General features: G+C 46.1%; 18 protein-coding genes, 5 tRNA genes, 3 rRNA genes and 2 riboswitches. Of the genes, 21 read left to right on the forward strand and 5 right to left on the reverse strand.

All coding sequences use genetic code 11. The features are described 5' to 3' along the window. Positions 1 to 930: a glycine--tRNA ligase subunit alpha gene (gene glyQ / locus OCV19_RS00045; protein ID WP_065676906.1), complete on the reverse strand. Its 930-nt coding sequence runs from the start codon at positions 928 to 930 to the stop codon at positions 1 to 3. A 210-nt stretch (positions 931 to 1,140) separates the two neighbouring features. Continuing rightward, positions 1,141 to 1,316: riboswitch (yybP-ykoY riboswitch) on the forward strand. 34 nt (positions 1,317 to 1,350) lie between these two features. Between glyQ and OCV19_RS00050 the strand changes: the two genes are divergently transcribed. Together OCV19_RS00050 and OCV19_RS00055 are read left to right on the forward strand one after the other, a co-directional pair. Then, positions 1,351 to 1,905: a TMEM165/GDT1 family protein gene (locus OCV19_RS00050; protein ID WP_017055491.1), complete on the forward strand. Its 555-nt coding sequence runs from the start codon at positions 1,351 to 1,353 to the stop codon at positions 1,903 to 1,905. A 151-nt stretch (positions 1,906 to 2,056) separates the two neighbouring features. After that, on the forward strand, positions 2,057 to 2,311 hold the full coding sequence (locus OCV19_RS00055; RefSeq protein WP_081230732.1) for a hypothetical protein: 255 nt from the start codon (positions 2,057 to 2,059) through the stop codon (positions 2,309 to 2,311). Between the two features lie 83 nt (positions 2,312 to 2,394). On the opposite strand, the gene tusA is transcribed toward OCV19_RS00055, so the two are convergent. Continuing rightward, positions 2,395 to 2,646 carry a sulfurtransferase TusA gene (gene tusA / locus OCV19_RS00060; protein ID WP_004736675.1) on the reverse strand — a complete coding sequence of 84 codons (252 nt, stop codon included), beginning with the start codon at positions 2,644 to 2,646 and terminating at the stop codon, positions 2,395 to 2,397. A 149-nt stretch (positions 2,647 to 2,795) separates the two neighbouring features. On the opposite strand from tusA, the gene OCV19_RS00065 reads away from it, so the two are divergent. Beyond that, the gene (locus OCV19_RS00065) at positions 2,796 to 2,981 is read left to right on the forward strand and encodes a hypothetical protein (RefSeq protein ID WP_004736674.1); all 186 of its coding nucleotides are present in this window, start codon (positions 2,796 to 2,798) and stop codon (positions 2,979 to 2,981) included. A 156-nt stretch (positions 2,982 to 3,137) separates the two neighbouring features. Then, complete coding sequence (locus OCV19_RS00070) at positions 3,138 to 4,079, forward strand: LysR family transcriptional regulator (protein ID WP_065676907.1); 942 nt, start codon at positions 3,138 to 3,140, stop codon at positions 4,077 to 4,079. A gap of 134 nt (positions 4,080 to 4,213) precedes the next feature. Here the strand turns inward: OCV19_RS00070 and acuI are convergent, their stop codons facing one another. The 3 genes from acuI to fadB all read right to left on the reverse strand — a co-directional run bounded on the left by acuI (position 4,214) and on the right by fadB (position 8,799). Next, positions 4,214 to 5,194, reverse strand: coding sequence for an acrylyl-CoA reductase (NADPH) (acuI, locus tag OCV19_RS00075; protein ID WP_060983442.1), 981 nt, complete (start codon positions 5,192 to 5,194; stop codon positions 4,214 to 4,216). 243 nt (positions 5,195 to 5,437) lie between these two features. After that, entirely contained in the window at positions 5,438 to 6,601 is a 1,164-nt protein-coding gene (gene fadA, locus OCV19_RS00080) for an acetyl-CoA C-acyltransferase FadA (protein WP_017058821.1), read from the reverse strand. Positions 6,602 to 6,627: 26 nt separating this feature from the next. Beyond that, positions 6,628 to 8,799: a fatty acid oxidation complex subunit alpha FadB gene (gene fadB / locus OCV19_RS00085; RefSeq protein WP_065676908.1), complete on the reverse strand. Its 2,172-nt coding sequence runs from the start codon at positions 8,797 to 8,799 to the stop codon at positions 6,628 to 6,630. Positions 8,800 to 9,026: 227 nt separating this feature from the next. On the opposite strand from fadB, the gene OCV19_RS00090 reads away from it, so the two are divergent. The 17 genes from OCV19_RS00090 (at position 9,027) to thiS (ending at position 24,602) form a co-directional block, all read left to right on the forward strand. Beyond that, positions 9,027 to 9,650: a YigZ family protein gene (locus OCV19_RS00090; RefSeq protein ID WP_017058823.1), complete on the forward strand. Its 624-nt coding sequence runs from the start codon at positions 9,027 to 9,029 to the stop codon at positions 9,648 to 9,650. A gap of 34 nt (positions 9,651 to 9,684) precedes the next feature. Beyond that, positions 9,685 to 11,142 carry a TrkH family potassium uptake protein gene (locus OCV19_RS00095; RefSeq protein ID WP_017077285.1) on the forward strand — a complete coding sequence of 486 codons (1,458 nt, stop codon included), beginning with the start codon at positions 9,685 to 9,687 and terminating at the stop codon, positions 11,140 to 11,142. Positions 11,143 to 11,152: 10 nt separating this feature from the next. Then, the gene (gene hemG / locus OCV19_RS00100) at positions 11,153 to 11,680 is read left to right on the forward strand and encodes a menaquinone-dependent protoporphyrinogen IX dehydrogenase (RefSeq protein WP_050622176.1); all 528 of its coding nucleotides are present in this window, start codon (positions 11,153 to 11,155) and stop codon (positions 11,678 to 11,680) included. A 525-nt stretch (positions 11,681 to 12,205) separates the two neighbouring features. After that, positions 12,206 to 13,753: ribosomal RNA gene (locus OCV19_RS00105) — 16S ribosomal RNA — on the forward strand. Positions 13,754 to 13,875: 122 nt separating this feature from the next. Then, positions 13,876 to 13,951 (forward strand) — tRNA-Glu (locus tag OCV19_RS00110). Positions 13,952 to 13,953: 2 nt separating this feature from the next. Then, positions 13,954 to 14,029: transfer RNA gene (locus OCV19_RS00115), tRNA-Lys, on the forward strand. A gap of 33 nt (positions 14,030 to 14,062) precedes the next feature. Further along, positions 14,063 to 14,138 (forward strand) — tRNA-Val (locus OCV19_RS00120). A gap of 390 nt (positions 14,139 to 14,528) precedes the next feature. Beyond that, positions 14,529 to 17,408: ribosomal RNA gene (locus OCV19_RS00125) — 23S ribosomal RNA — on the forward strand. Between the two features lie 98 nt (positions 17,409 to 17,506). Beyond that, positions 17,507 to 17,622, forward strand: a 5S ribosomal RNA gene (rrf, locus tag OCV19_RS00130). The 16S, 23S and 5S rRNA genes sit together here with 5 tRNA genes alongside, the layout of an rRNA operon. 43 nt (positions 17,623 to 17,665) lie before the next feature. Continuing rightward, positions 17,666 to 17,742: transfer RNA gene (locus OCV19_RS00135), tRNA-Asp, on the forward strand. Between the two features lie 59 nt (positions 17,743 to 17,801). Beyond that, positions 17,802 to 17,878: transfer RNA gene (locus OCV19_RS00140), tRNA-Trp, on the forward strand. A gap of 346 nt (positions 17,879 to 18,224) precedes the next feature. Then, on the forward strand, positions 18,225 to 19,607 hold the full coding sequence (locus OCV19_RS00145) for a multicopper oxidase family protein (protein ID WP_065677094.1): 1,383 nt from the start codon (positions 18,225 to 18,227) through the stop codon (positions 19,605 to 19,607). Between the two features lie 100 nt (positions 19,608 to 19,707). Next, on the forward strand, positions 19,708 to 20,091 hold the full coding sequence (gene crcB, locus OCV19_RS00150) for a fluoride efflux transporter CrcB (protein WP_004736665.1): 384 nt from the start codon (positions 19,708 to 19,710) through the stop codon (positions 20,089 to 20,091). Between the two features lie 62 nt (positions 20,092 to 20,153). After that, a riboswitch (TPP riboswitch) is annotated at positions 20,154 to 20,252 on the forward strand. 130 nt (positions 20,253 to 20,382) lie between these two features. After that, positions 20,383 to 22,332, forward strand: a complete 1,950-nt coding sequence (gene thiC / locus OCV19_RS00155; protein WP_017098568.1) for a phosphomethylpyrimidine synthase ThiC — start codon at positions 20,383 to 20,385, stop codon at positions 22,330 to 22,332. Continuing rightward, positions 22,332 to 23,624 carry a thiamine phosphate synthase gene (locus OCV19_RS00160; RefSeq protein WP_065677095.1) on the forward strand — a complete coding sequence of 431 codons (1,293 nt, stop codon included), beginning with the start codon at positions 22,332 to 22,334 and terminating at the stop codon, positions 23,622 to 23,624. Before thiC ends, OCV19_RS00160 begins: the two co-directional genes overlap by 1 nt. Next, positions 23,614 to 24,396: a HesA/MoeB/ThiF family protein gene (locus tag OCV19_RS00165; protein ID WP_065677096.1), complete on the forward strand. Its 783-nt coding sequence runs from the start codon at positions 23,614 to 23,616 to the stop codon at positions 24,394 to 24,396. Before OCV19_RS00160 ends, OCV19_RS00165 begins: the two co-directional genes overlap by 11 nt. Further along, positions 24,393 to 24,602: a sulfur carrier protein ThiS gene (gene thiS, locus OCV19_RS00170; protein ID WP_050649864.1), complete on the forward strand. Its 210-nt coding sequence runs from the start codon at positions 24,393 to 24,395 to the stop codon at positions 24,600 to 24,602. The genes OCV19_RS00165 and thiS overlap by 4 nt, the downstream gene beginning before the upstream one ends. Positions 24,603 to 24,604: the final 2 nt, after the last annotated feature.

Raw genomic sequence — 24,604 nt, forward strand, 5'->3', positions numbered from 1 at the left:
TTATTTATCTTCCTTTTTTTCTACAGAACGGCACATTGGGAAGCCAAGCGCTTCACGTGACGCGTAGTACGCCTCAGCAACTGATTTAGTTAGGTTGCGGATACGAAGGATGTAACGTTGACGCTCTGTTACAGAGATAGCTTTGCGTGCATCAAGGATGTTGAATGCGTGACCTGCTTTTAGAATGCGCTCGTAAGCTGGAAGCGGCAGTGGCTTCTCAAGCTCAAGTAGCTCTTTACACTCTTTCTCGCACTGGTCGAAGAAAGTGAATAGGAAATCTACGTCTGCGTGCTCGAAGTTGTACGTTGATTGCTCAACTTCGTTTTGGTGGAAGATGTCACCGTAAGTCACGTTAGAACCGTCTGGTGCTACGTTCCATACTAGGTCGTAAACAGAATCTACTTCCTGGATGTACATTGCTAGACGTTCGATACCGTAAGTGATCTCGCCAGTTACAGGCTTACACTCAAGGCCGCCAACCTGTTGGAAGTAAGTAAACTGAGTTACTTCCATGCCGTTTAGCCATACTTCCCAACCAAGGCCCCATGCGCCTAGTGTTGGGTTTTCCCAGTTATCTTCAACGAAGCGAATGTCGTGAACAAGTGGGTCAACACCAAGAACCTCTAGGGAGCCTAGGTACAACTCTTGGATATTGTCTGGCGATGGTTTTAGCGCTACTTGGAATTGGTAGTAGTGCTGCAGGCGGTTCGGGTTTTCACCGTAACGGCCATCGGTCGGACGACGAGAAGGTTGAACGTAAGCTGTAGACATTGGCTCTGGGCCAAGTGCTCGTAGACATGTCATTGGGTGAGAGGTGCCTGCACCTACTTCCATATCTAGAGGTTGAACAATGGTACAACCGTTTTGAGCCCAGTAATCCTGCAGCGCGAGGATCATTCCCTGGAAGGTTTTGATATCGTATTTTTGCATAGTCAGGTTCGCGCGATTCTTTTAAATGAATGAGAAAAATAACCTCTGAGTATACCGAGATATTCGTAAAGCGAGTAGGGGTAATCTTGTTTAATTAGTGGTCTAAAATGTCGTTTAGTGGATTTTTTTGCCTTTAATGTTTGTTTTTCGGCACAAGTGGATATTTTGATAAGTTTGACACTTGTGTTTGAAAGCGTGGGTGATTAAAATCTCGCGGTCTTTGGGGAGTAGCTTACTTATTCATATCCTATTGAATGAGTTCGTTCGTCAACATAATTGATGCAAAATCATCATGGCGTTCGAGGCAACCACCACCTTGGTGGCGCTTAGCAAGACCTTAGACAAGCATCGTGAACCGGGATGGGGCGCGAGGTTTGTCTTTGGTTAAATATAATAATCTCCATCCCAAATGAGCATGTCGTGAGCGTTTTAGCAATTTCAATTACAACTGTCGCCTTAGCCGAGATCGGTGATAAGACCCAGTTGCTATCCCTTTTATTAGCCAGTCGATATCGAAAACCGATACCTATCATTGCGGCTATCTTCTTTGCCACCATTGCCAATCATGCCCTTGCTGCATGGCTCGGGGTTGTGGTCGCCGACTATCTTTCACCTGAAGTATTAAAGTGGGTGCTGGTGGTCAGTTTCATCGCTATGGCGGGCTGGATTCTGATTCCGGATAAGTTGGATGACGATGAGCAGATCTCGAATCGAGGCCCGTTTGTCGCCAGTTTCATCGCCTTCTTCATTGCTGAGATCGGTGATAAAACCCAGATTGCGACCTCTATTCTAGGGGCTCAATATTCTGATGCATTAACCTGGGTGATTCTGGGTACTACGATCGGTATGTTGCTGGCGAATGTGCCTGTGGTGATCATCGGTAAACTGTCTGCGGATAAGATGCCTCTTGATCTGATTCGTAAGATTACAGCCTTGTTATTCGTGGGTTTAGCTATCGCTGCGGCTTTCTATTAACAGGTGGTATTGAGTCTTATTATACTCAATCAGTAGAGTAATGTGTTGTAGGTCATACTCTTACAGTATTGTGGGGTTTATCGAGCGAATGGACATATAACTGTCATACTTGTCATGATATTTTAATCTTGTGAGTTAAGAACACGAGGGCATGATTATGTTGACGCGTTATATGGGTATTACTCCACAAAGCCAAAGTTATCTTTTTACCTTTGGTCTTGCACTTACACTATTAGGCATGGTGTTGACGGACATGTGGCTGCCAATGGTCGCGGGTGCCATCATCATGACTGCGCTTGCAGTAGAAGCTTGGGTTCGGGTCGCGCATATTATTCCGATGCGCAAAGATATCCGAGAAATTCAGCATCAGCTCGAGCATCTGCAAAACAAGTCTAGAAGCGAATAAACAAAAAGCCGCTCGTACTCTGAGTTCTGTTTAAGAACATAAGGTACGAGCGGCTTTTTTGATACTTGATAGTCGGTGGGGCGTTACGCCTCCAATCCTTTTCTGATCAAATACTGGTAAGGCAACGTTTCTGTCGCTTGGCCTACCAACTGGTGATCCATGAATCGACAAAAGCTCGGAATATCTCGAGTTGTCGAAGGATCGTCAGCTTTTACCAGTAACACATCGCCATCCTGCATGTTTCTAATTGTCTTCCTGACCATCATTACTGGTTCCGGGCAACGCAGGCCTTCAGCTTCTAAAGTATGGGTTGCCAGTTCAGGTTTGAATGTCATGGTTTGTATCTCTATATCTATCTAACGAGTGAATAATACGTCTGCAGAAAAAATATGCAATAAGTGCTTGGCAAACAGAATCATTTCCTATAGCTTAGTTAACAAGTTGATAACAACTTGAAGCAAAGGCAACTAGCTAAGGAGTGGCGATGTTGACAGGATTAGATAGATTAACAATTTATTCGGTTCTCTGTTTTATTTCTTTTTGTGCGTTAGTACTACGCTCATCGACAGAGACCTCACTGATGCCTATTTTTGGCATAGTAGCAACGATTATTGGTATTTGGGTAGAGATGCGCCGTTGGCAAGGCATAGCCGAAGAGCAAGAGCACTAACCCGAATACAGCAAGCGAATTCCGATACGACAACATTCCGACACTATCCCCAAATTTTCTTGGGCTTCCCCGCGTAATTGCGGGATTTTTTTTATCTAAAGCATGCTATAAACAACTTAATGACTAATGGCAATCGTATACAGCTAGGTAAGTGGCGTGGAATTAGAAGACATCTATCGTAGAGACCTTAATTTATTGGTCGCTTTAAAGGTATTGATTGAAGAGGGCAGCGTAAGCCAGGCCGCACTTCGTCTTAACTTAAGCCAATCCGCAACCAGTCGAGTATTAGGGCGTTTAAGAGAGTTACTAAACGATCCGCTGTTTACACGCCAAGGTCAGCACCTTATTCCTACCAAGAAAGCACTCGAGATCAGCCTGCGTATTGATCAGCCTTTGGAGTCTTTTCGCCAATTGCTGAGTCCGAGTGACTTTGATCCTTACTATTGCAGCGAACGTTTTCTGATCGCAACCACCGACTATGCGATGCAAACCATCTTGCCTTATGCGTTGCCGAAGATTTATGAACAAGCACCGAATATCTCTTTGGAGTTTGCTCCGTTGCAGCATGAGCATTTGTTTAAGCAACTCAGCACCGAACGTGTTGATATGGCGATCTGTCGTCCGAGTGGCAGCATTGCACCACTTCATCAAGAAGTATTGGGGCCGGTTGGTGTGTCGTGTCTGTTATCTAAAAACCATCCATTAGCCGATCAACCTTTAAGCCTTGCAGACTATGTTTCGCTCCCACATGCGATGATTGCGATCAGTGATGGTGTTAAGGCTTTATTAGACAACGCGTTAGCCAATCAACAGCCTCGCAAAATGGTGTTGCGTGCTTATCACCTTGAAGCTGCATTGGCGATTGTCGATAGAATGCCGTTGGTGATTACTGTACCTGCTGACTTGGCTTATTTGGTGGCTGAGCGTTATGACTTGGTTGTTAAGCCATTACCATTTGAATTCATGCCGTTTGATTACTCACTGATCTGGCATTCGCGTTGCGATTCTTCTGCTTCACAACAATGGTTAAGAAGAGTGGTAAAAGAAGAGTGTGGTGAGTTGATTCAAAAACGGATTGCGGATGTCGGTTTGGGTTAACCGGGGCTGAGTCCGGGTTCACTGACCCGAATGACAAAAACGCAAAAGGGCTGATAAAAATCAGCCCTTTGTTGTTTTGGGTTATCCAAGCCTAAAGCTGTTGCTTAAGGTTTGATAACTTTATGTTTGAGAATCTATAGTTTAATGACTACGCGACCAGTGATTTGACCGTTAGTGATGTCTTCTGCTGCTTGAATTGCACCGTCTAAAGACACTTCTTTGGTTGCTTGAGCGTAGAAAGATTCTGGTAGTAGCTCAGCCAGTTGTTCCCACGCTTTAATACGTTTTTCACGAGGGCACATTACAGAATCAACACCTTGTAGGCGAACGTTACGCAGAATGAATGGCATTACCGTAGTGGGTAAGTCAAAACCGCCTGCTAGACCACACATTGCAACCGCACCGTTGTAATCAATTTGAGCCAATACTTTCGCAAGCACTTTGCTGCCTACCGTATCGATAGCGCCAGCCCACAGTTGTTTCTCTAGTGGCTTAGCTGGTTCTTCTAGTTCAGCACGTTCTACAATGCGTGTAGCGCCTAGTGATTTAAGTAGTTCACCGTTTGCAGAAGCACGGCCAGTCACTGCTGCCACTTTGTAGCCCAGTTGGTTTAGTAGAGTGATAGATACGCTACCTACGCCGCCACTTGCACCTGTTACTAGGATTTCACCGTCTTCTGGCTTGATGCCTGCATCTACGATAGCTTGCACACAAAGCATTGCTGTGAAGCCTGCTGTACCGATCGCCATGACTTTCTTAGCGTCTAGACCTGCTGGCATTGGAACTAACCAATCACCGTTTAGGCTCGCTTTCTCAGCCATGCCGCCCCAGTGACCTTCACCAACACCCCAACCCGTTAGAACAACTTCGTCGCCTGCTTTGTAGCGTGGATCATCAGATTGTGAAACCACACCTGAAAGGTCGATACCAGGAACCATAGGGAAGTTACGAACAATGCGCCCTTTACCTGTAATCGCCAAACCATCTTTGTAGTTCAAAGAAGAGTAGCTAACATCGATCTTCACGTTACCTTCTGGTAATTGAGACTCTTCAATTTGAGAAACTGACGCGATAGTTTTTTTGTCTTCTTGGTTTAGTACAAGTGCTTTAAACATGATCTGCTCCGTGGAGGAATATTAGGAAACTGAAGTAACTTTAGTTGAATCATCCGAGAAAAAATAATGAAACATCAACATTGAATATATGCGTTTTGTGCATAGATGTCAGGGTTGGTTTTTTCTCTCGTTGAGTCCGCTGAACGCAATCGATGCATTGTTGGATGCCAAGTAATAAAAAGTGCAGCTATATAAATATAGCTGCACAAAAGATTACCCTTCAAGTATTACAGTCAGTAAACGCTATGGGCGTTCAAATACCGTTGCAATACCTTGGCCTAAACCAATACACATGGTCGCCAAGCCGTATTTCACGTCTTGCGCTTCCATCAGGTTGATTAGCGTCGTCGAGATACGAGAACCAGAACAGCCTAGTGGGTGACCAAGAGCAATCGCACCGCCGTTAAGGTTAACTTTCTCGTCAACCACATCCAGTAGACCTAAGTCTTTAGCACAAGGTAGAGATTGAGCAGCAAACGCTTCGTTTAGCTCAATCACACCCATGTCTTCAATGGTTAGGCCTGCACGTTTAAGTGCTTTTTGGGTTGCTGGTACTGGGCCGTAACCCATGATTGAAGGATCGCAGCCAGCGATAGCCATAGACTTCACGCGAGCACGAATCTTAAGGCCAAGTGCGTTAGCTTTCTCTTCGCTCATGATAAGCATTGCAGAAGCACCATCAGACAGAGCTGATGAAGTACCTGCTGTTACCGTGCCGTTTGCTGGGTCAAATACAGGACGCAGTTGAGATAAGCCTTCAACTGTTGTCTCTGGGCGAATGACTTCGTCGTAATCCAGAGTGAACAGAGAACCGTCTGCAGCGTGAGCTTCGGTTGGCAGGATTTCATTTTTGAAACGACCTTCAACTGTTGCTGCTTGAGCTCGAGCATGTGAGCGTGCTGCGAATGCATCTTGGTCTTCACGGCTAATACCGTGCATTTTACCTAACATCTCAGCGGTTAGACCCATCATGCCGGCCGCTTTCGCTACGTGTTTTGACATGCCAGGGTGAAAATCAACACCATGGTTCATTGGTACGTGGCCCATGTGTTCCACACCACCGATCAGACAGATTTCAGCATCGCCAACCATGATAGAGCGAGTTGCATCATGCAGAGCTTGCATAGATGACCCACATAAACGGTTCACCGTCACCGCACCAATCTCAATCGGTAGACCAGCAAGCAAGGCAGCGTTACGTGCAACGTTGAAGCCTTGCTCTAGCGTTTGTTGTACACAGCCCCAGTAAATGTCTTCAATTTCGACAGGGTTTACTTCTGGGTTGCGCTCTAAAATGCCTTTCATCAAATGTGCCGACAGATCTTCAGCACGAGTGTGACGGAAAGCTCCACCTTTGGAACGTCCCATTGGGGTACGAAGGCAATCAACAACAACTACATTTTTCATTTTGCTATTCCTTTTCCAAATGTGGGTTACAGAGAACTGGCTTGTTGGCTGTCGTAAAAGCTTTCGCCCTTCGCTGCCATATCAAGCAATAGTTGAGGAACTTGGTACATTGTACCTAAGTCTTGGTAGCCTTTCGCCATTTCAACGAAGTTACCAATACCCACACTGTCTAAGTAGCGGAATACGCCGCCTCGGAATGGAGGGAAGCCTAAACCGTAAACCAGTGCCATATCCGCTTCTTGCGGTGTCGCGATAATGCCTTCTTCTAAGCAAAGCACCACTTCGTTGATCATTGGAATCATCACACGCTGGATAATTGTCTGGTCATCAAAATCTTGTGGCTGTTGGCATACGTCAGCCAATATAGGAAGAATGTCTTCAGAGAAGGTCTTCTTAGGACGACCGCGTTTGTCTACGCTGTATGTGTAGAAACCGCTGCCGTTCTTCTGGCCGTATTTTTCAGCGACATAAAGCGCGTCGATCGCATCACGACCTTCTTTGCCCATACGCTCTGGGAAACCTTGCGCCATTACGGCTTGTGCGTGGTGTGCTGTATCTAGGCCCACAACGTCTAGCAAGTATGCTGGGCCCATTGGCCAACCGAATTTACGTTCCATCACTTTATCGATTTTAGTGAAATCAGCGCCGTCACGTAGCAACATGCTGAAACCGCCAAAGTAAGGGAAAAGTACACGGTTAACGAAGAAGCCTGGGCAGTCGTTAACAACGATAGGGGATTTGCCCATCTTCGCGGCGTAAGCGACTACGCGATTAATGGTTTCTTCTGAAGTCTGTTCGCCACGGATGATTTCAACCAAAGGCATGCGGTGTACAGGGTTAAAGAAGTGCATGCCACAGAAGTTTTCTGGGCGTTTTAGAGATTTCGCTAACAGGTTGATTGGAATCGTTGAGGTGTTTGATGTAAGAACTGTATCTTCACCCACGAGACCTTCAACTTCACTCAGCACTGCTGCTTTTACTTTAGGGTTTTCTACAACGGCTTCCACAATCACATCGGATTGTTCAACACCTGCGTAATGTAAGCTTGGGGTAATAGAAGACAGAATACCTGCCATCTTGAATCCATCTAGGCGACCGCGTGATAAGCGTTTATTCAACAGCTTAGAAGCTTCGTTCATACCAAGATCAAGAGACGCCTGTGTGATGTCTTTCATCATCACTGGCACGCCCTTCAATGCTGACTGATAAGCAATACCGCCGCCCATGATGCCAGCACCAAGTACCGCAGCACGTTCAGTCGCTTTATTCGCAGATTTACCAGCCTGTTTTGCTAAGCCTTTAATGTATTGGTCATTTAAGAACAGGCCAACCAGTGCTTTCGCTTCTTCAGATTTTGCTAGCTTAACGAAGTGTTTACGTTCGATGTCGAGTGCTGCATCGCGATCGCTACGTGCTGCTTCTTCAATCGCAATCACAGAAGTAATCGGAGCTGGGTAGTGAGGCCCTGCTTTTTGAGCAACTAAGCCCTTCGCCATGGTAAAGCTCATCATCGCTTCGAGTTTGCTTAGTGAAAGCGCTGATGTTTTTTGTTTACGGCGTAATTGCCAGTCTAATTTTTCATTAGCAGCCAGAGAAACGGTGTTGATTGCCGACTCTAGTAACTGGTCTGTTTCAACAATCGCATCTAACAAGCCAACTTTAAGCGCTTCATCGGCACGGCATGCTTTACCTTGCGTGATAATTTCCATTGCGCTGTCAGCACCGATAACACGAGGTAGGCGCACACAACCACCAAAACCAGGCATGATGCCAAGTTTGGTTTCAGGTAGGCCAATGCTGGTGGTCTTGTCACCGATACGGAAATCAGTAGCGAGTACACATTCACAGCCGCCGCCAAGGGCATGGCCACGCATCATTGAAAGAGTTGGGACAGGAAGGTCTTCGAGCTTGCTGAAGATTGAATTAGCGAATCTTAACCATTCATCAAGTTCTGCTTCTGGCTTAGCAAATAGGCCAAGAAATTCAGTGATGTCTGCGCCTACAATGAACGCGTCTTTGTTTGAAGTTAAGATTAAACCACGTAATCCTGCGTGAGCATTAAGAGCATCTAACGCTTTGTCTAGTGATTCTAAAGTAGCAAGGTCGAGTTTGTTTACAGAGGCTGGTGCACAGAAGCTTAATTCCGCAATACCATCTTGTAATTCCTTTACCTGTAGGGTGTTAGCTTGGTAAATCATTGTCTATCTCCATGACATACAATCCACGATTGTTTGAGAGAATCTTGTTATCTTTCTATTATTGTAGAGTACCTGGTAAGACCAGTTATCTTAGTCTGTACCTCTGCTTGATTAATTTCAATACATTTTTTAAACAATTGTTTAACATTGTGCGATAGCACAGATCCTCTAACCCTTATTATTCACGCGTGATACACTTCGTCGCTCTTATTAACTAAGTTAACGATATGAATGAACAGCCTTATTTAATACCTTCTGCGTCGGCTCTGTTTGAAGAAGAGATAAAAAAGAGCGTCTTTATTACGCATCTTGCTCATACTCCAAGTGTAGAAGCTGCAAAACAGTTCGTAGAACAGGTGAAAAAAGAGCATTCTTCAGCACGACATAACTGTTGGGGTTTTGTTGCTGGTCGACCTGAAGACTCAATGCTTTGGGGTTTCAGTGATGATGGTGAACCCTCAGGTACAGCGGGTAAGCCGATTTTGGCGCAACTGTCTGGTTCTGGAGTCGGTGAATTAACGGCTGTGGTCACTCGTTATTCTGGCGGAATCAAGCTTGGTACCGGTGGTTTGGTTAAGGCTTATGGTGGTGGCGTACAACAAGCTCTCAAGCTGCTTCAAACTATCGAGAAAAAAATAACCACAAAATTACGGCTAGAGTTAGACTATGGCTTTGTGCCGATCGCACAATCCATCATGGCTCAGCATCAGGCTGTTGAGGTCCAAGCGGATTATGGTGTTCAAGTTGAGCTTATTATTGAAATAGAGCTCCTTCAGGTAGATTCGTTTACCCAAACCATGATCAATAAAAGCGGTGCTAAGGCACTGGTAACGAAAGTCAAAGACAACTAGGAAGTGTGAAGCATTTCGCTTCGTTCAATAGCTCATGCAATTTCGCTCAATTATTCGAATCGTCGGATTATTATTAGCACTTTTTAGTGTATCAATGCTTGCTCCTGCGCTCGTCGCACTGATCTATCGAGATGGTGCGGGTGTGCCATTTGTGACGACTTTCTTCGTCCTCTTATTCTGTGGAGCAACTTGCTGGTTTCCAAACCGACGTTATAAGCATGAATTGAAAGCGCGTGATGGCTTTTTGATTGTAGTTCTGTTTTGGACGGTAATCGGTAGTGCGGGTGCGCTGCCGTTTTTGATCGCCGATAACCCCAATGTGTCGGTAACCGATGCTTTCTTCGAATCCTTCTCTGCATTAACTACGACAGGTGCGACTGTAATTGTTGGCCTTGATGATCTGCCTAAAGCGATTCTGTTTTACCGTCAGTTCCTACAATGGTTTGGTGGTATGGGTATCATCGTATTGGCGGTAGCCATCCTTCCTGTTCTGGGTATCGGTGGTATGCAGCTATATCGTGCTGAAATCCCGGGTCCAGTAAAAGATAGCAAGATGACTCCGCGTATTGCTGAAACGGCAAAAGCGCTTTGGTACATCTACCTGAGCTTAACCATTGCTTGTGCAGTGGCGTTTTGGTTGGCGGGTATGAGCTTCTTTGATGCCATCAGTCATAGCTTCTCTACTATTGCGATTGGTGGCTTCTCGACTCACGATGCGAGCATGGGTTATTTCAACAGCCCGGCTATCAATATGATTACGGTCGTATTCCTTCTTATTTCTGCATGTAACTATTCGCTTCACTTTGCTGCGTTTGCTTCTGGTGGTGTGCACCCTAAGTATTACTGGAAAGATCCTGAATTCCGCGCCTTTATCTTTATTCAGGCGGTCTTGTTCTTGGTTTGTTTCTTATTACTGCTTAATCACCACTCTTATGACTCGTATTACGATGCCTTTGATCAAGCCTTGTTCCAAACAGTATCTATATCTACGACAGCAGGCTTTACCACCACTGGTTTCTCCGAGTGGCCATTGTTCTTACCTGTTCTGCTCCTGTTCTCTTCTTTTATAGGGGGCTGTGCAGGTTCAACGGGCGGTGGTATGAAAGTTATTCGAATCTTATTGCTTACTCTGCAAGGTGCTCGTGAAATGAAGCGTCTTGTTCACCCGCGTGCTGTCTATACCATCAAGGTTGGCGGTTCTGCGTTACCACAACGTGTCGTGGATGCGGTTTGGGGCTTCTTCTCTGCTTATGCCTTGGTTTTTGTGGTTTGTATGTTGGCTCTTATTGCAACCGGTATGGATGAGCTGAGTGCTTTCTCTGCCGTAGCGGCAACATTGAATAACCTTGGCCCTGGCTTAGGTGAAGTGGCAATGCACTTCGGCGATGTGAATGACAAGGCTAAGTGGGTGTTGATCGTATCTATGCTGTTTGGTCGTTTAGAGATATTCACCTTATTAATTTTATTGACCCCTACGTTTTGGCGTAGCTAAGGACAACATTGTGGCAAAAGCTCTATTTTTGTATTCAAGCCGTGAAGGGCAGACCAAGAAAATCTTGAACTATATAAAAGAAGAAATGAATGAGTTCGAATGTGAGCTTCAAGATCTGCACACTGTTACTAGTGTCGACTTTGCTCAATACGACAGAGTTTTGATTGGTGCATCTATTCGTTATGGCCACCTTAATAAGAAGCTATATCAGTTCATTGATGCCAACCTTGCTCAGTTGCAATCAAACAAGGTCGCTTTCTTCTGCGTTAACTTAACGGCTCGTAAAGAAGACCAAGGTAAAGATACCCCTGAAGGTAGCGCTTATATTAAGAAGTTTCTTCTTAAGTCTCCATGGCAGCCGACTCTAATCGGTGTATTCGCTGGTGCCCTCTATTACCCACGTTATAACTGGTTCGATAAAACCATGATTCGCTTCATTATGAATATGACCGGTGGAGAAACGGATACAACCAAGGAAGTTGAGTACACAAACTGGGAAAAAGTCTCTTTATTCTCTAAGAAACTACAAGAGATGTAAGAGAAAAGCTTACTTTTGAGGCGTTTTGAGTTCTTTTTAATCGAACGAATAAAAAAACGAGAAAAACTTCAAAAAGGGCTTGCCAGTGTGATCGAAATCTCTATAATGCCACCTCGCTGACACGGGATGGCTTCGTAAGAAACCAAAACGAATCAGCAGGTCAAATTAGCCAAGCTAAGCGCTTGAAAAAAGTTTTGAAAATAGTGGTTGACACTAAAACTTAAATCGCTAAAATGGCCGTCCGATTTGAGCGAAGCTCAAAAAGGAAAAGCTCTTTAACAATTTAAACCTATCAATCTGTGTGGGCACTCGTTGATGAATATCAAAACGTTTTATCGTTAGATAAAACAGATTCTTCGGAATCAAAATGATTTCAATGAACTGAGTGACCAATACGAATAACTTCGGTTATTTGGCACAGTCAATTCATTACCATTCTGTTGGAATGGTAATAGCTTTAGAATTACATGTTTACTTCGGTAAATATTAGTTTTGAAGTCAGTATTCGTTGAGTCACAAAATCTTAAATTGAAGAGTTTGATCATGGCTCAGATTGAACGCTGGCGGCAGGCCTAACACATGCAAGTCGAGCGGAAACGACACTAACAATCCTTCGGGTGCGTTAATGGGCGTCGAGCGGCGGACGGGTGAGTAATGCCTAGGAAATTGCCTTGATGTGGGGGATAACCATTGGAAACGATGGCTAATACCGCATAATGCCTACGGGCCAAAGAGGGGGACCTTCGGGCCTCTCGCGTCAAGATATGCCTAGGTGGGATTAGCTAGTTGGTGAGGTAATGGCTCACCAAGGCGACGATCCCTAGCTGGTCTGAGAGGATGATCAGCCACACTGGAACTGAGACACGGTCCAGACTCCTACGGGAGGCAGCAGTGGGGAATATTGCACAATGGGCGAAAGCCTGATGCAGCCATGCCGCGTGTATGAAGAAGGCCTTCGGGTTGTAAAGTACTTTCAGTTGTGAGGAAGGGGGTAGTGTTAATAGCGCTATCTCTTGACGTTAGCAACAGAAGAAGCACCGGCTAACTCCGTGCCAGCAGCCGCGGTAATACGGAGGGTGCGAGCGTTAATCGGAATTACTGGGCGTAAAGCGCATGCAGGTGGTTCATTAAGTCAGATGTGAAAGCCCGGGGCTCAACCTCGGAACTGCATTTGAAACTGGTGAACTAGAGTACTGTAGAGGGGTAGAATTTCAGGTGTAGCGGTGAAATGCGTAGAGATCTGAAGGAATACCAGTGGCGAAGGCGGCCCCCTGGACAGATACTGACACTCAGATGCGAAAGCGTGGGGAGCAAACAGGATTAGATACCCTGGTAGTCCACGCCGTAAACGATGTCTACTTGGAGGTTGTGGCCTTGAGCCGTGGCTTTCGGAGCTAACGCGTTAAGTAGACCGCCTGGGGAGTACGGTCGCAAGATTAAAACTCAAATGAATTGACGGGGGCCCGCACAAGCGGTGGAGCATGTGGTTTAATTCGATGCAACGCGAAGAACCTTACCTACTCTTGACATCCAGAGAAGCCAGCGGAGACGCAGGTGTGCCTTCGGGAACTCTGAGACAGGTGCTGCATGGCTGTCGTCAGCTCGTGTTGTGAAATGTTGGGTTAAGTCCCGCAACGAGCGCAACCCTTATCCTTGTTTGCCAGCGAGTAATGTCGGGAACTCCAGGGAGACTGCCGGTGATAAACCGGAGGAAGGTGGGGACGACGTCAAGTCATCATGGCCCTTACGAGTAGGGCTACACGTGCTACAATGGCGCATACAGAGGGCAGCAAGCTAGCGATAGTGAGCGAATCCCAAAAGTGCGTCGTAGTCCGGATTGAGTCTGCAACTCGACTCCATGAAGTCGGAATCGCTAGTAATCGTGAATCAGAATGTCACGGTGAATACGTTCCGGGCCTTGTACACACCGCCCGTCACACCATGGGAGTGGGCTGCAAAAGAAGTGGGTAGTTTAACCTTTCGGGGAGGACGCTCACCACTTTGTGGTTCATGACTGGGGTGAAGTCGTAACAAGGTAGCCCTAGGGGAACCTGGGGCTGGATCACCTCCTTATACGAAGATATTTACGATGAGTACCCACACAGATTGATTAGGTTTAGAAAAGCAAAGAGATGAAGAACTCCCAAGTTCTTCGAAGTTTGTTTCTACTTTTAAAAGTAGAGATGAATTGCAGTGTCCCGTTCGTCTAGAGGCCTAGGACACCGCCCTTTCACGGCGGTAACAGGGGTTCGACTCCCCTACGGGATACCATTGGGTCGTTAGCTCAGTTGGTAGAGCAGTTGACTTTTAATCAATTGGTCGCAGGTTCGAATCCTGCACGACCCACCATTCTTTCTCCACGAAGGAATTAAAACTTTTAGTGGGCGATTAGCTCAGTTGGGAGAGCACCTGCCTTACAAGCAGGGGGTCACTGGTTCGAGCCCGGTATCGCCCACCATTCTCTAAATATTCTTGGAAGTTAAACCTCCAAACCACTTCTTATGTCGCTGGTTGGATTTTTCGACTGTGAGAGTCTTTAGAAAATGAACTTCACAAGAAGTCTCATTGCTCTTTAACAATTTGGAAAGCTGACTGATTGATTACTTACGAGTAATTCAATCAAATTTAAAAGTTCTCAATGTTTATCTTTCATTAGATAAACACAACAAACACATTCAAGTGTCTTGTATTCGAATCAATGTTTACATTGATTCACAATTGAGTCCGGCAAACAGTCATTGAGAATTAACCCTTCTTAATGACAACCAAAAACCTTGGTTAGTTGCCATACGCTTATTTGTCTTCACTTTTTAAAGTGAAAGCAAATAGAAACCCTTTCGGGTTGTATGGTTAAGTGACTAAGCGTACACGGTGGATGCCTTGGCAGTCAGAGGCGATGAAAGGCGTAATAACTTGCGATAAGCCCAGATTAGGTAGTAATAACCTTTTGAGTCTGGGATTCCTGAATGGGGAAACCCACTTACATAAGTAAGTATCCTGTTGTGAATACATAGCAACAGGAGGCAAACCGGGGGAACTGAAACATCTAAGTACCCCGAGGAAGAGAAATCAACCGAGATTCCGAAAGTAGCGGCGAGCGAAATTGGATTAGCCCTTAAGCTTTTAATGAGACAGATGAAGGCTCTGGAAAGTGCCGCAATAAAGGGTGATAGCCCGTAATCGACATCTCATCATCAGTGAAAACGAGTAGGGCGGGACACGTGATATCCTGTCTGAATATGGGGACCATCCTCCAAGGCTAAATACTACTGACTGACCGATAGTGAACCAGTACCGTGAGGGAAAGGCGAAAAGAACCCCTGAGGGGAGTGAAATAGAACCTGAAACCGTGTACGTACAAGCAGTAGGAGCACCTTCGTGGTGTGACTGCGTACCTTTTGTATAATGGGTCAGCGACTTAATTTTAGTAGCAAGGTTAACCGTTTAGGGGAGCCGTAGGGAAACCGAGTCTTAACTGGGCGTACAGTTGCTAGGATTAGACCCGAAACCAGGTGATCTAGCCATGGGCAGGTTGAAGGTTGAGTAACATCAACTGGAGGACCGAACCGACTAATGTTGAAAAATTAGCGGATGACTTGTGGCTAGGTGAAAGGCCAATCAAACCTGGAGATAGCTGGTTCTCCCGAAAGCTATTTAGGTAGCGCCTCGGACGAATACTACTGGGGGTAGAGCACTGTTAAGGCTAGGGGGTCATCCCGACTTACCAACCCTTTGCAAACTCCGAATACCAGTAAGTACTATCCGGGAGACACACGGCGGGTGCTAACGTCCGTCGTGGAGAGGGAAACAACCCAGACCGCCAGCTAAGGTCCCAAAGTATAGCTAAGTGGGAAACGATGTGGGAAGGCTCAGACAGCCAGGATGTTGGCTTAGAAGCAGCCATCATTTAAAGAAAGCGTAATAGCTCACTGGTCGAGTCGGCCTGCGCGGAAGATGTAACGGGGCTAAGCTATACACCGAAGCTGCGGCTACGTACCTTAGGGTATGTGGGGTAGGGAGCGTTCTGTAAGCCGTTGAAGGTGGTCTGTAAGGGCTGCTGGAGGTATCAGAAGTGCGAATGCTGACATGAGTAACGATAAAGGGAGTGAAAACTCCCTCGCCGGAAGACCAAGGGTTCCTGTCCAACGTTAATCGGGCAGGGTAAGTCGACTCCTAAGGCGAGGCCGAAAGGCGTAGTCGATGGGAAACGGGTTAATATTCCCGTACTTCTTACAATTGCGATGGGGGGACGGAGAAGGCTAGGTGGGCCTGGCGACGGTTGTCCAGGTTCAAGTACGTAGGCGGGTGGTTTAGGTAAATCCGGACCGCTACTAACGCTGAGATACGATGTCGAGCTACTACGGTAGTGAAGTCATTGATGCCATGCTTCCAGGAAAAGCCTCTAAGCTTCAGATTGTAAGGAATCGTACCCCAAACCGACACAGGTGGTCGGGTAGAGAATACCAAGGCGCTTGAGAGAACTCGGGTGAAGGAACTAGGCAAAATGGTACCGTAACTTCGGGAGAAGGTACGCTCTTATCAGTGAAGTCCCTTGCGGATGGAGCAGACGAGAGTCGCAGATACCAGGTGGCTGCAACTGTTTATTAAAAACACAGCACTGTGCAAAATCGTAAGATGACGTATACGGTGTGACGCCTGCCCGGTGCCGGAAGGTTAATTGATGGGGTTAGACTTCGGTCGAAGCTCTTGATCGAAGCCCCGGTAAACGGCGGCCGTAACTATAACGGTCCTAAGGTAGCGAAATTCCTTGTCGGGTAAGTTCCGACCTGCACGAATGGCGTAATGATGGCCACGCTGTCTCCACCCGAGACTCAGTGAAATTGAAATCGCTGTGAAGATGCAGTGTACCCGCGGCTAGACGGAAAGACCCCGTGAACCTTTACTACAGCTTGGCACTGAACATTGAACCTACATGTAGGATAGGTGGGAGACTTTGAAACCGCGTCGCTAGATGTGGTGGAGTCGTCCTTGAAATACCACCCTTGTAGTTTTGATGTTCTAACGTTGGTCCCTGAATCGGGATTACGGACAGTGCCTGGTGGGTAGTTTGACTGGGGCGGTCTCCTCCCAAAGAGTAACGGAGGAGCACGAAGGTGGGCTAAACACGGTTGGACATCGTGTGGTTAGTGCAATGGCATAAGCCCGCTTGACTGCGAGAATGACAATTCGAGCAGGTGCGAAAGCAGGTCATAGTGATCCGGTGGTTCTGAATGGAAGGGCCATCGCTCAACGGATAAAAGGTACTCCGGGGATAACAGGCTGATACCGCCCAAGAGTTCATATCGACGGCGGTGTTTGGCACCTCGATGTCGGCTCATCACATCCTGGGGCTGAAGTCGGTCCCAAGGGTATGGCTGTTCGCCATTTAAAGTGGTACGCGAGCTGGGTTTAGAACGTCGTGAGACAGTTCGGTCCCTATCTGCCGTGGGCGTTGGAAAATTGAAAGGGCTGCTCCTAGTACGAGAGGACCGGAGTGGACGAACCTCTGGTGTTCGGGTTGTCATGCCAATGGCATTGCCCGGTAGCTAAGTTCGGAATCGATAACCGCTGAAAGCATCTAAGCGGGAAGCGAGCCTTGAGATGAGTTTTCCCTGGCGCTATAAGCGTCCTAAAGGGTTGTCGTAGACTACGACGTTGATAGGCAGGGTGTGTAAGTGCTGCGAGGCATTGAGCTAACCTGTACTAATTGCCCGTGAGGCTTAACCATACAACACCCAAGGGGTTTTGTGGACTCAAAGAAATACCAAACGCTTGAATGAGTTTGAAGAGAGACTTTTAAATCAGTTTTCCGAATTTTAAAATTTGCTTGGCGACCATAGCATTGTGGACCCACCTGATTCCATGCCGAACTCAGAAGTGAAACACAATAGCGCCGATGGTAGTGTGGGGCTTCCCCATGTGAGAGTAGGACATCGCCAGGCTTTAAATTTGAACACTTGTCAGCGACGACAAGTATTCCACTGCGGAGTGGTAGTTCAGTTGGTTAGAATACCGGCCTGTCACGCCGGGGGTCGCGGGTTCGAGTCCCGTCCACTCCGCCACTTATTCGATAACCTCGCCTAGTGCGAGGTTTTTTCGAATCTGAAGTAATGAAAGTTTTAGGGGTGTAGCTCCAATTGGCAGAGCAGCGGATTCCAAATCCGCGTGTTGGGAGTTCGAATCTCTCCACCCCTGCCATATTTAAGGCTCTAGCAGAAATGCTAGAGCCTTTTTGCTTTCTGAATCCAATATACGCCATTAACAGAGCAGCGGATCCCCCGACTTACCAAAACAGCGCGTGTTGGAGTTGAAACCTCCAGCTTGTCATATCTACGCCTCAGCAGAAGTTCTGTTTTTTGCTTTAGATTTGTTCGATTTTTAGTCGACAATTCCTACTTTTAATAAAACCTGACCTTAAAAGTGTAAGTGCTTACTTATCTCAGCCTCTCTTATAAACAACCAACAGCACAAACTACGCTTCTTTATGAGAACTGTTCTCAATATTTTGTTACATTTTGGTCGTTATTACTAAAAGGCAACAAATATGGATATCTCCCGTCGTAAGTTTATTCAATCATCTCTCGCTATATCTGCACTCACTGTACTGCCCGCTTGCTCAATGAAACGGTCGGTTAATGAACAAGGCAAGTATGTTTACGACCTAACGGCAGAGCCTTCAACCGCTGAAATCGTGACGGGGTTTGAGACTAATATTCTAGGCTTTAATGGTCAGATTCCAGCGCCAACGATTCGGTGTCGCCAGGGGGAGAAGGTAACAATCCGTTTTACCAACAAGCTATCAGAACCGACGACTATTCATTGGCACGGTTTAAGGATTCCTATCGGAATGGATGGAGTACCTTTCTTAAGCCAACCACCGATCATGCCTGGTGAAACATTTATTTATGAATTTACGCCACCAGATGCTGGTACGTTTTGGTATCACCCACATATGAATAGCGTTAAACAGCTTGGTATGGGCTTGGTTGGTCTTATTATCGTAGAGGAGAGTATCCCAGTGCCGTTTGATGAAGAACACGCACTGATGCTTAAGCATTGGCATATAGATAAGAAAGGCCAATGGAAAGATCTAATGATCCCACGACTCAGTGCCCGTATGGGTACGCCAGGAGAGTGGAGTAGCGTTAATGGAATACATGAGCCTGCCTATCAGTTAAAACAACATGCAACGACCAGGCTGCGTATCGCAAATGTCGATAATACGATCACTTACCCTATTGCTGTCGAAGGGGCAGAGGCATGGGTGATTGCCATTGATGGTAACCCTGTAAAAACGCCTTATAAACTGACTCAACATAAAATTGGCCCAGGGATGCGAGTGGATATTGGATTGATAGCACCCAAAGCCGGTGGGCGAGTGAGCGTCCTTCAAATGAAAGGACGCTTTCCTTTCTCTTTGTGTGAGTTCGAGGTTGTAGATTCAACCCTTGTTGAGAATCGCTCTCTACCTTCTTTACCCCTTAATCCTGTGACCAACTTAGATTTGGTTAATGCAGAAGAAATTGACTTTTTATTTGAATGGGAAGGGGCGGTTTCTCCAGTATCCAAAGATGGAAAATCTATGCCTAAGTTTTGGCTAACTAATAAACGAGCATGGGAGGGGATGAGCAAAGATAATATCCCTGAACCTTTGGCGACTTTAGATCTGGGAAAAACCTATATATTCGATCTAAAGAACGTCACTCAATACCATCATCCTATCCATATTCATGGACATACTTTTACAGTACTCGAACTTGACGGGAAGAAAGTTGAAGAACCTTTCCATACCGATACAGTGTTACTTGGAAAAAATGGCCGAGCTAAAGCTGCATTTGTAGCCGACAACCCTGGCCGCTGGATGTATCACTGTCATGTTATAGAACACATGAAAACGGGTTTGATGGGATATATTGAAGTTAAGTGACACCTGTAACGTTTAATATTTGCGCATGCATTCTTAGTTTCTACCCTCGCTTTTATCGGCGTTAAAGCTAGAATATAGGGATTATTGTTTGGGAGGATTCATGGGTCAGTTATCTATTCTAGGTTTTATCGCCATCGGTGGCGCGTTTGGTGCTTGTTCACGTTACTTGATTTCAGAGTTATGCGTTGTGATGTTAGGGCGTGGTTTTCCTTACGGTACGCTGACTGTTAACGTAATTGGCTCTCTGATTATGGGATTGCTCATCGCCGCGTTTGAAAATGAGATGGTTGCGACGGAGCCGTGGAGACAAATTATCGGTCTTGGTTTCCTTGGAGCCCTGACGACATTTTCTACGTTTTCGATGGATAACGTGCTTCTTATGCAGCAGGGTGCGTTTTTCAAGATGGGGCTCAATGTACTGCTCAATGTGGTTCTCAGTATTTCAGCCGCATGGATCGGCTTCCAACTTCTGATAAAGTCTTAAAACTTTCTTACGATTTGTTAACAACTCGACTTGGTTTATCCAAGCCGTTTTTATATACTCGATCGTACTTGTCGGAGTGCCATATGGCTGAGACCGTTAACTCGGGATCCGTTGAACCTGATCAGGCTAATACCTGCGAAGGGAACAAGAGTAGATATCTAACTAGAATCCTTCTAGAGATCTATCTCCAGATCACAACTGCATTTTCTTGCTGTGATCCCTCTTGTAGCATCTTATCCGTCAAGCATTTTTATCCCTATAAATAATGGCTAAAAGCCAAGGAAAAATGCTATGTCGAGTCGTAAACAAGCAAGACTGGAAGCGAAGAATTTCATTGATTCTTTATCCGTGCAACCTTATCCAAATTCAAAAAAAGCTTACATCCACGGATCTCGCGAGGACATTCAAGTCCCTGTACGAGAAATATCACTAGCAGATAGCCTTGTTGGTGGTACCAAAAAAGATCCTGTATTCGAACCTAATGCGCCAATTCATGTATACGACACCTCTGGTGTTTATACTGACCCTATGCACGAAATTGACCTTTACAGTGGCCTTCCTAAGTTACGAGAGCAATGGATTGAAGAGCGTGGTGATACAGAACTGTTAGACGATGTAAGTTCTGTCTACACCAAAGAGCGTTTAGAAGATGAAACTCTAGACGACCTTCGTTACGGTAATCTGCCTAGAATTCGTCGCGCCACTGGCGATCAATGTGTTACTCAGCTGCACTATGCTCGTCAGGGAACTATTACTCCTGAGATGGAGTACATTGCGATACGTGAGAACATGGGACGTCAGAAGTTTGCTGATGAGCAGCTGAACCACCAACACCCTGGCCATAACTTTGGCGCAAACCTGCCGAAAGAAATCACCCCTGAGTTCGTGCGTAAAGAAGTCGCTGAAGGCCGAGCTATCATCCCGTCGAACATTAACCACCCTGAATCCGAGCCGATGATTATTGGCCGAAACTTCTTAGTTAAAGTGAACGCCAATATCGGTAACTCTTCAGTAAGTTCTTCGATTGAAGAAGAAGTTGAGAAGTTAGTATGGTCAACTCGCTGGGGTGGAGATACCGTGATGGACCTTTCTACCGGTCGTAATATTCACGAGACTCGCGAATGGATCTTACGTAATAGCCCAGTACCAATTGGTACGGTTCCTATGTATCAAGCGCTTGAAAAAGTGAATGGCGTTGCGGAAGACCTTAACTGGGAAGTGATGCGCGATACTTTGATTGAACAAGCAGAGCAGGGTGTTGATTACTTTACTATCCACGCAGGCTTATTGCTTCGCTACGTTCCTATGACCGCTAAACGTGTGACTGGTATTGTCTCTCGTGGCGGCTCTATCATCGCTAAATGGTGTCTTGCTCATCACCAAGAAAGCTTCCTTTATACCCACTTCCGTGAGATCTGTGAGATCTGTGCGAAGTACGATGTCGCTCTGTCATTAGGTGACGGTCTACGTCCAGGTTCGATTGCTGATGCCAATGATGAAGCTCAATTCTCCGAATTACGTACTTTGGGTGAGTTGACTAAGGTTGCTTGGGAATACGACGTGCAAGTGATCATTGAAGGTCCTGGACATGTGCCAATGCACTTAATTAAAGAGAACATGGACGAGCAGTTAGAGCACTGTCATGAAGCACCGTTCTATACATTAGGTCCATTGACTACCGATATTGCCCCTGGTTATGACCACATTACCTCTGGAATTGGCGCGGCCATGATTGGTTGGTACGGCTGTGCGATGCTCTGTTATGTAACCCCTAAAGAGCATCTAGGCTTACCAAACAAAGAAGATGTGAAGACTGGCCTGATTACTTACAAGCTGGCTGCACACGCTGCAGACTTGGCTAAAGGACATCCGGGTGCACAAATCCGAGATAACGCTTTATCAAAGGCACGTTTTGAATTCCGTTGGGAAGACCAATTTAACCTAGCTCTTGACCCGGAAACTGCGCGCTCTTTCCATGATGAAACCTTACCGCAAGAGTCGGGGAAGGTTGCTCACTTCTGCTCAATGTGTGGCCCTAAATTCTGTTCAATGAAGATCTCTCAAGAAGTTCGAGAGTACGCGAAAGACACTGAACAAGTGGCTGCTGATCAGGCTATAGAAATTAAGATGCTTGATAATCCGTTGGAAGGGATGCGTCAGAAATCACAAGAGTTCCGTGATACTGGCTCTGAACTTTATCACCCAGCAGTAGGCGCAAAAGAAGCTCAATTAGAGGAATAATGACAGTGAAGATTCTTATCCCATCTCAAAATATTGAGCTAACGGGAGAGGTGCAAAGCTGTCTATTAGTTGCTAAGCGACAAGGCTTGGCAACCGATGCAGTTGAGTTGGGTATAAGCCCAACTCAATGCTTCTCCATCGTTGATGCTCAGCAAGCGTTATCTATTGGTTTTGCTCATGATGTTGATTCATTGGCGGAGTGTCGCTCAAGTGAGCTTGATCATATCGTTGATTACAGTCATTCAGTGGCGCTAGCTGATATCCGCTGTGCCTTGGAACAAACTCCGAATGCTATCTATATCGGTGTCTTAGATGACTCAGCTGTATTGGATCTCTGGTCACAGCTAGATGCTAATCGTGCTATCAGGAATGAAACTCCAGCTCATCAGGAGTTAGATAGTAGTGGCCACTTTGCTTGGTTAGTTACTTTGTTGGCATTGGAGTTCCCATTAGAAGATGCACTGGTTTTGGCTCGCGCAGCATCTAATGTTTCACGTGGAACATGGCCAGCAAACTATCAAAACTTTCCTATTCCCGTTCTCGAAGATGAGCTACTGGATATTAGTGTTGGTTGGGCGCACCAAGGAACATCACTCTCATTCCCTGAACTGAGTAAGAGTAGCCTAGGGCTATACCCAGTGGTTGATGATGTTGAGTGGATCGAAAGGCTGCTCAAGCTTGGAATCAACACAGTTCAATTGCGTATTAAGAACCCACAGCAAGTAGATTTAGAACAACAAATCGAACGTTCTATCGAACTTGGTAGAGAGCACAACGCTCAGGTTTTTATCAATGACTATTGGCAATTGGCACTCAAGCATGATGCTTTTGGTGTTCATTTGGGACAAGAGGACATCGAAGAATCCAACCTATCTCAACTGAGCCAAGCTGGTATTAAGATCGGTCTCTCGACTCATGGCTATTACGAGTTGCTACGTATTGTGCAAATCAACCCAAGCTATATTGCGCTGGGGCATATATTCCCAACCACCACTAAGCAGATGCCATCGAAGCCTCAGGGGCTTGTGCGTTTATCTCTCTATCAGCAGCTGATTGATACTATCCCATATACAGAAGAACTCACCGGTTATCCGACGGTTGCGATTGGTGGAATTGACCAGTCGACGGCTGCACAGGTTTGGAGTTGTGGGGTATCGAGCCTTGCTGTTGTACGTGCGATTACGTTAGTCGAAGACCCAAAACAAGTGATTGAGTTCTTCGAAGCATTAATGGCTGACCGTTCTTCAGGTGTTGTTAAAGAGGTAACTCGGGAGCTAAGTCATGCTGAGTGATTTCGAATTCATTCGTTATCAACGACAAATCGCACTCCCTGAAGTGGGTGAGCAAGGGCAACGCAATTTACTAGACAGCCATGTGTTGGTCATCGGTTGTGGTGGCTTAGGTAATGCAGCAACTCTCTATCTTGTGGCTTCCGGTATCGGGAAAATCGTATTGGTTGATGATGACTGTGTGGATTCGTCTAACCTGCAACGACAGGTAGCGTTCAAGGAAAGTCAATTAGGTTCACCTAAGGTTGAAGCTCTGAAGCAACAACTGAGCGAGCTTAATGGTCGAAGCCAAGTGAGAACCATCAATAAGCGAATGACTCAAAGCCAACTTGATCTTGAGGTGATGCTTGCTGATTTGGTGTTGGATTGTACTGACAACTTTGAGTCACGTCAGCAGGTTAACCAAGCATGTTTCGGCAGTAGAACGCCTCTGATTTCTGGTTCAGCGATTGGCTGGAAGGGGCAGTTTATTGTCTTTGATTATCAGAAGCAGAAAGGGTGCTATCACTGTTTATTCCCGTTCAGTCACCATCCGAAAACGACACGTTGTAGCGATAGCGGCATCATCGGCCCAGTCGTTGGCACCATAGGCAACCTACAAGCACTGGCTGCGATTCAGCGCATTAGTACTGGCGAGTTCCAAGTCGCAACACATCAGCTCAAACTGTTTGATGGTCAGACGATGAACTGGCAAAACTTAAGTGTCACTCAAGATAGTGAATGTCCCGTTTGCTGCACATCTACAGTTAACTATTTAGAGGAAGAAACCCAATGAGCAACATAACGATCTCTATCAATGAGCAACCAGAACAGGTTGCACAATCGTCGTCTCTAGCGGATATCATCCAAGCGCTTTCACTACCCGATCTGGGCTGTGTATTTGCTATCAATAATGCGGTTATCCCGCGTAGTCAGTGGCAACAAACGGTCGTCAATGAAGGCGATGCTATTTCTCTTTTCCAAGCCATTGCAGGAGGCTAACC

Origin of the sequence: Vibrio celticus (genome assembly GCF_024347335.1) — a bacterium.
GTDB classification, from domain to species: domain Bacteria; phylum Pseudomonadota; class Gammaproteobacteria; order Enterobacterales; family Vibrionaceae; genus Vibrio; species Vibrio celticus.

Excerpts from the sequence above, each read along its gene's own strand:
- glyQ (WP_065676906.1), bottom strand. The coding sequence starts at position 930 with ATGCAAAAATACGATATCAAAACCTTCCAGGGAATGATCCTCGCGCTG.
- OCV19_RS00055 (WP_081230732.1), top strand. The coding sequence starts at position 2,057 with ATGATTATGTTGACGCGTTATATGGGTATTACTCCACAAAGCCAAAGT.
- tusA (WP_004736675.1), bottom strand. The coding sequence starts at position 2,646 with ATGACATTCAAACCTGAACTGGCAACCCATACTTTAGAAGCTGAAGGC.
- OCV19_RS00065 (WP_004736674.1), top strand. The coding sequence starts at position 2,796 with ATGTTGACAGGATTAGATAGATTAACAATTTATTCGGTTCTCTGTTTT.
- acuI (WP_060983442.1), bottom strand. The coding sequence starts at position 5,194 with ATGTTTAAAGCACTTGTACTAAACCAAGAAGACAAAAAAACTATCGCG.
- fadA (WP_017058821.1), bottom strand. The coding sequence starts at position 6,601 with ATGAAAAATGTAGTTGTTGTTGATTGCCTTCGTACCCCAATGGGACGT.
- fadB (WP_065676908.1), bottom strand. The coding sequence starts at position 8,799 with ATGATTTACCAAGCTAACACCCTACAGGTAAAGGAATTACAAGATGGT.
- OCV19_RS00090 (WP_017058823.1), top strand. The coding sequence starts at position 9,027 with ATGAATGAACAGCCTTATTTAATACCTTCTGCGTCGGCTCTGTTTGAA.
- OCV19_RS00095 (WP_017077285.1), top strand. The coding sequence starts at position 9,685 with ATGCAATTTCGCTCAATTATTCGAATCGTCGGATTATTATTAGCACTT.
- OCV19_RS00145 (WP_065677094.1), top strand. The coding sequence starts at position 18,225 with ATGGATATCTCCCGTCGTAAGTTTATTCAATCATCTCTCGCTATATCT.
- crcB (WP_004736665.1), top strand. The coding sequence starts at position 19,708 with ATGGGTCAGTTATCTATTCTAGGTTTTATCGCCATCGGTGGCGCGTTT.
- thiC (WP_017098568.1), top strand. The coding sequence starts at position 20,383 with ATGTCGAGTCGTAAACAAGCAAGACTGGAAGCGAAGAATTTCATTGAT.
- OCV19_RS00160 (WP_065677095.1), top strand. The coding sequence starts at position 22,332 with ATGACAGTGAAGATTCTTATCCCATCTCAAAATATTGAGCTAACGGGA.
- OCV19_RS00165 (WP_065677096.1), top strand. The coding sequence starts at position 23,614 with ATGCTGAGTGATTTCGAATTCATTCGTTATCAACGACAAATCGCACTC.
- thiS (WP_050649864.1), top strand. The coding sequence starts at position 24,393 with ATGAGCAACATAACGATCTCTATCAATGAGCAACCAGAACAGGTTGCA.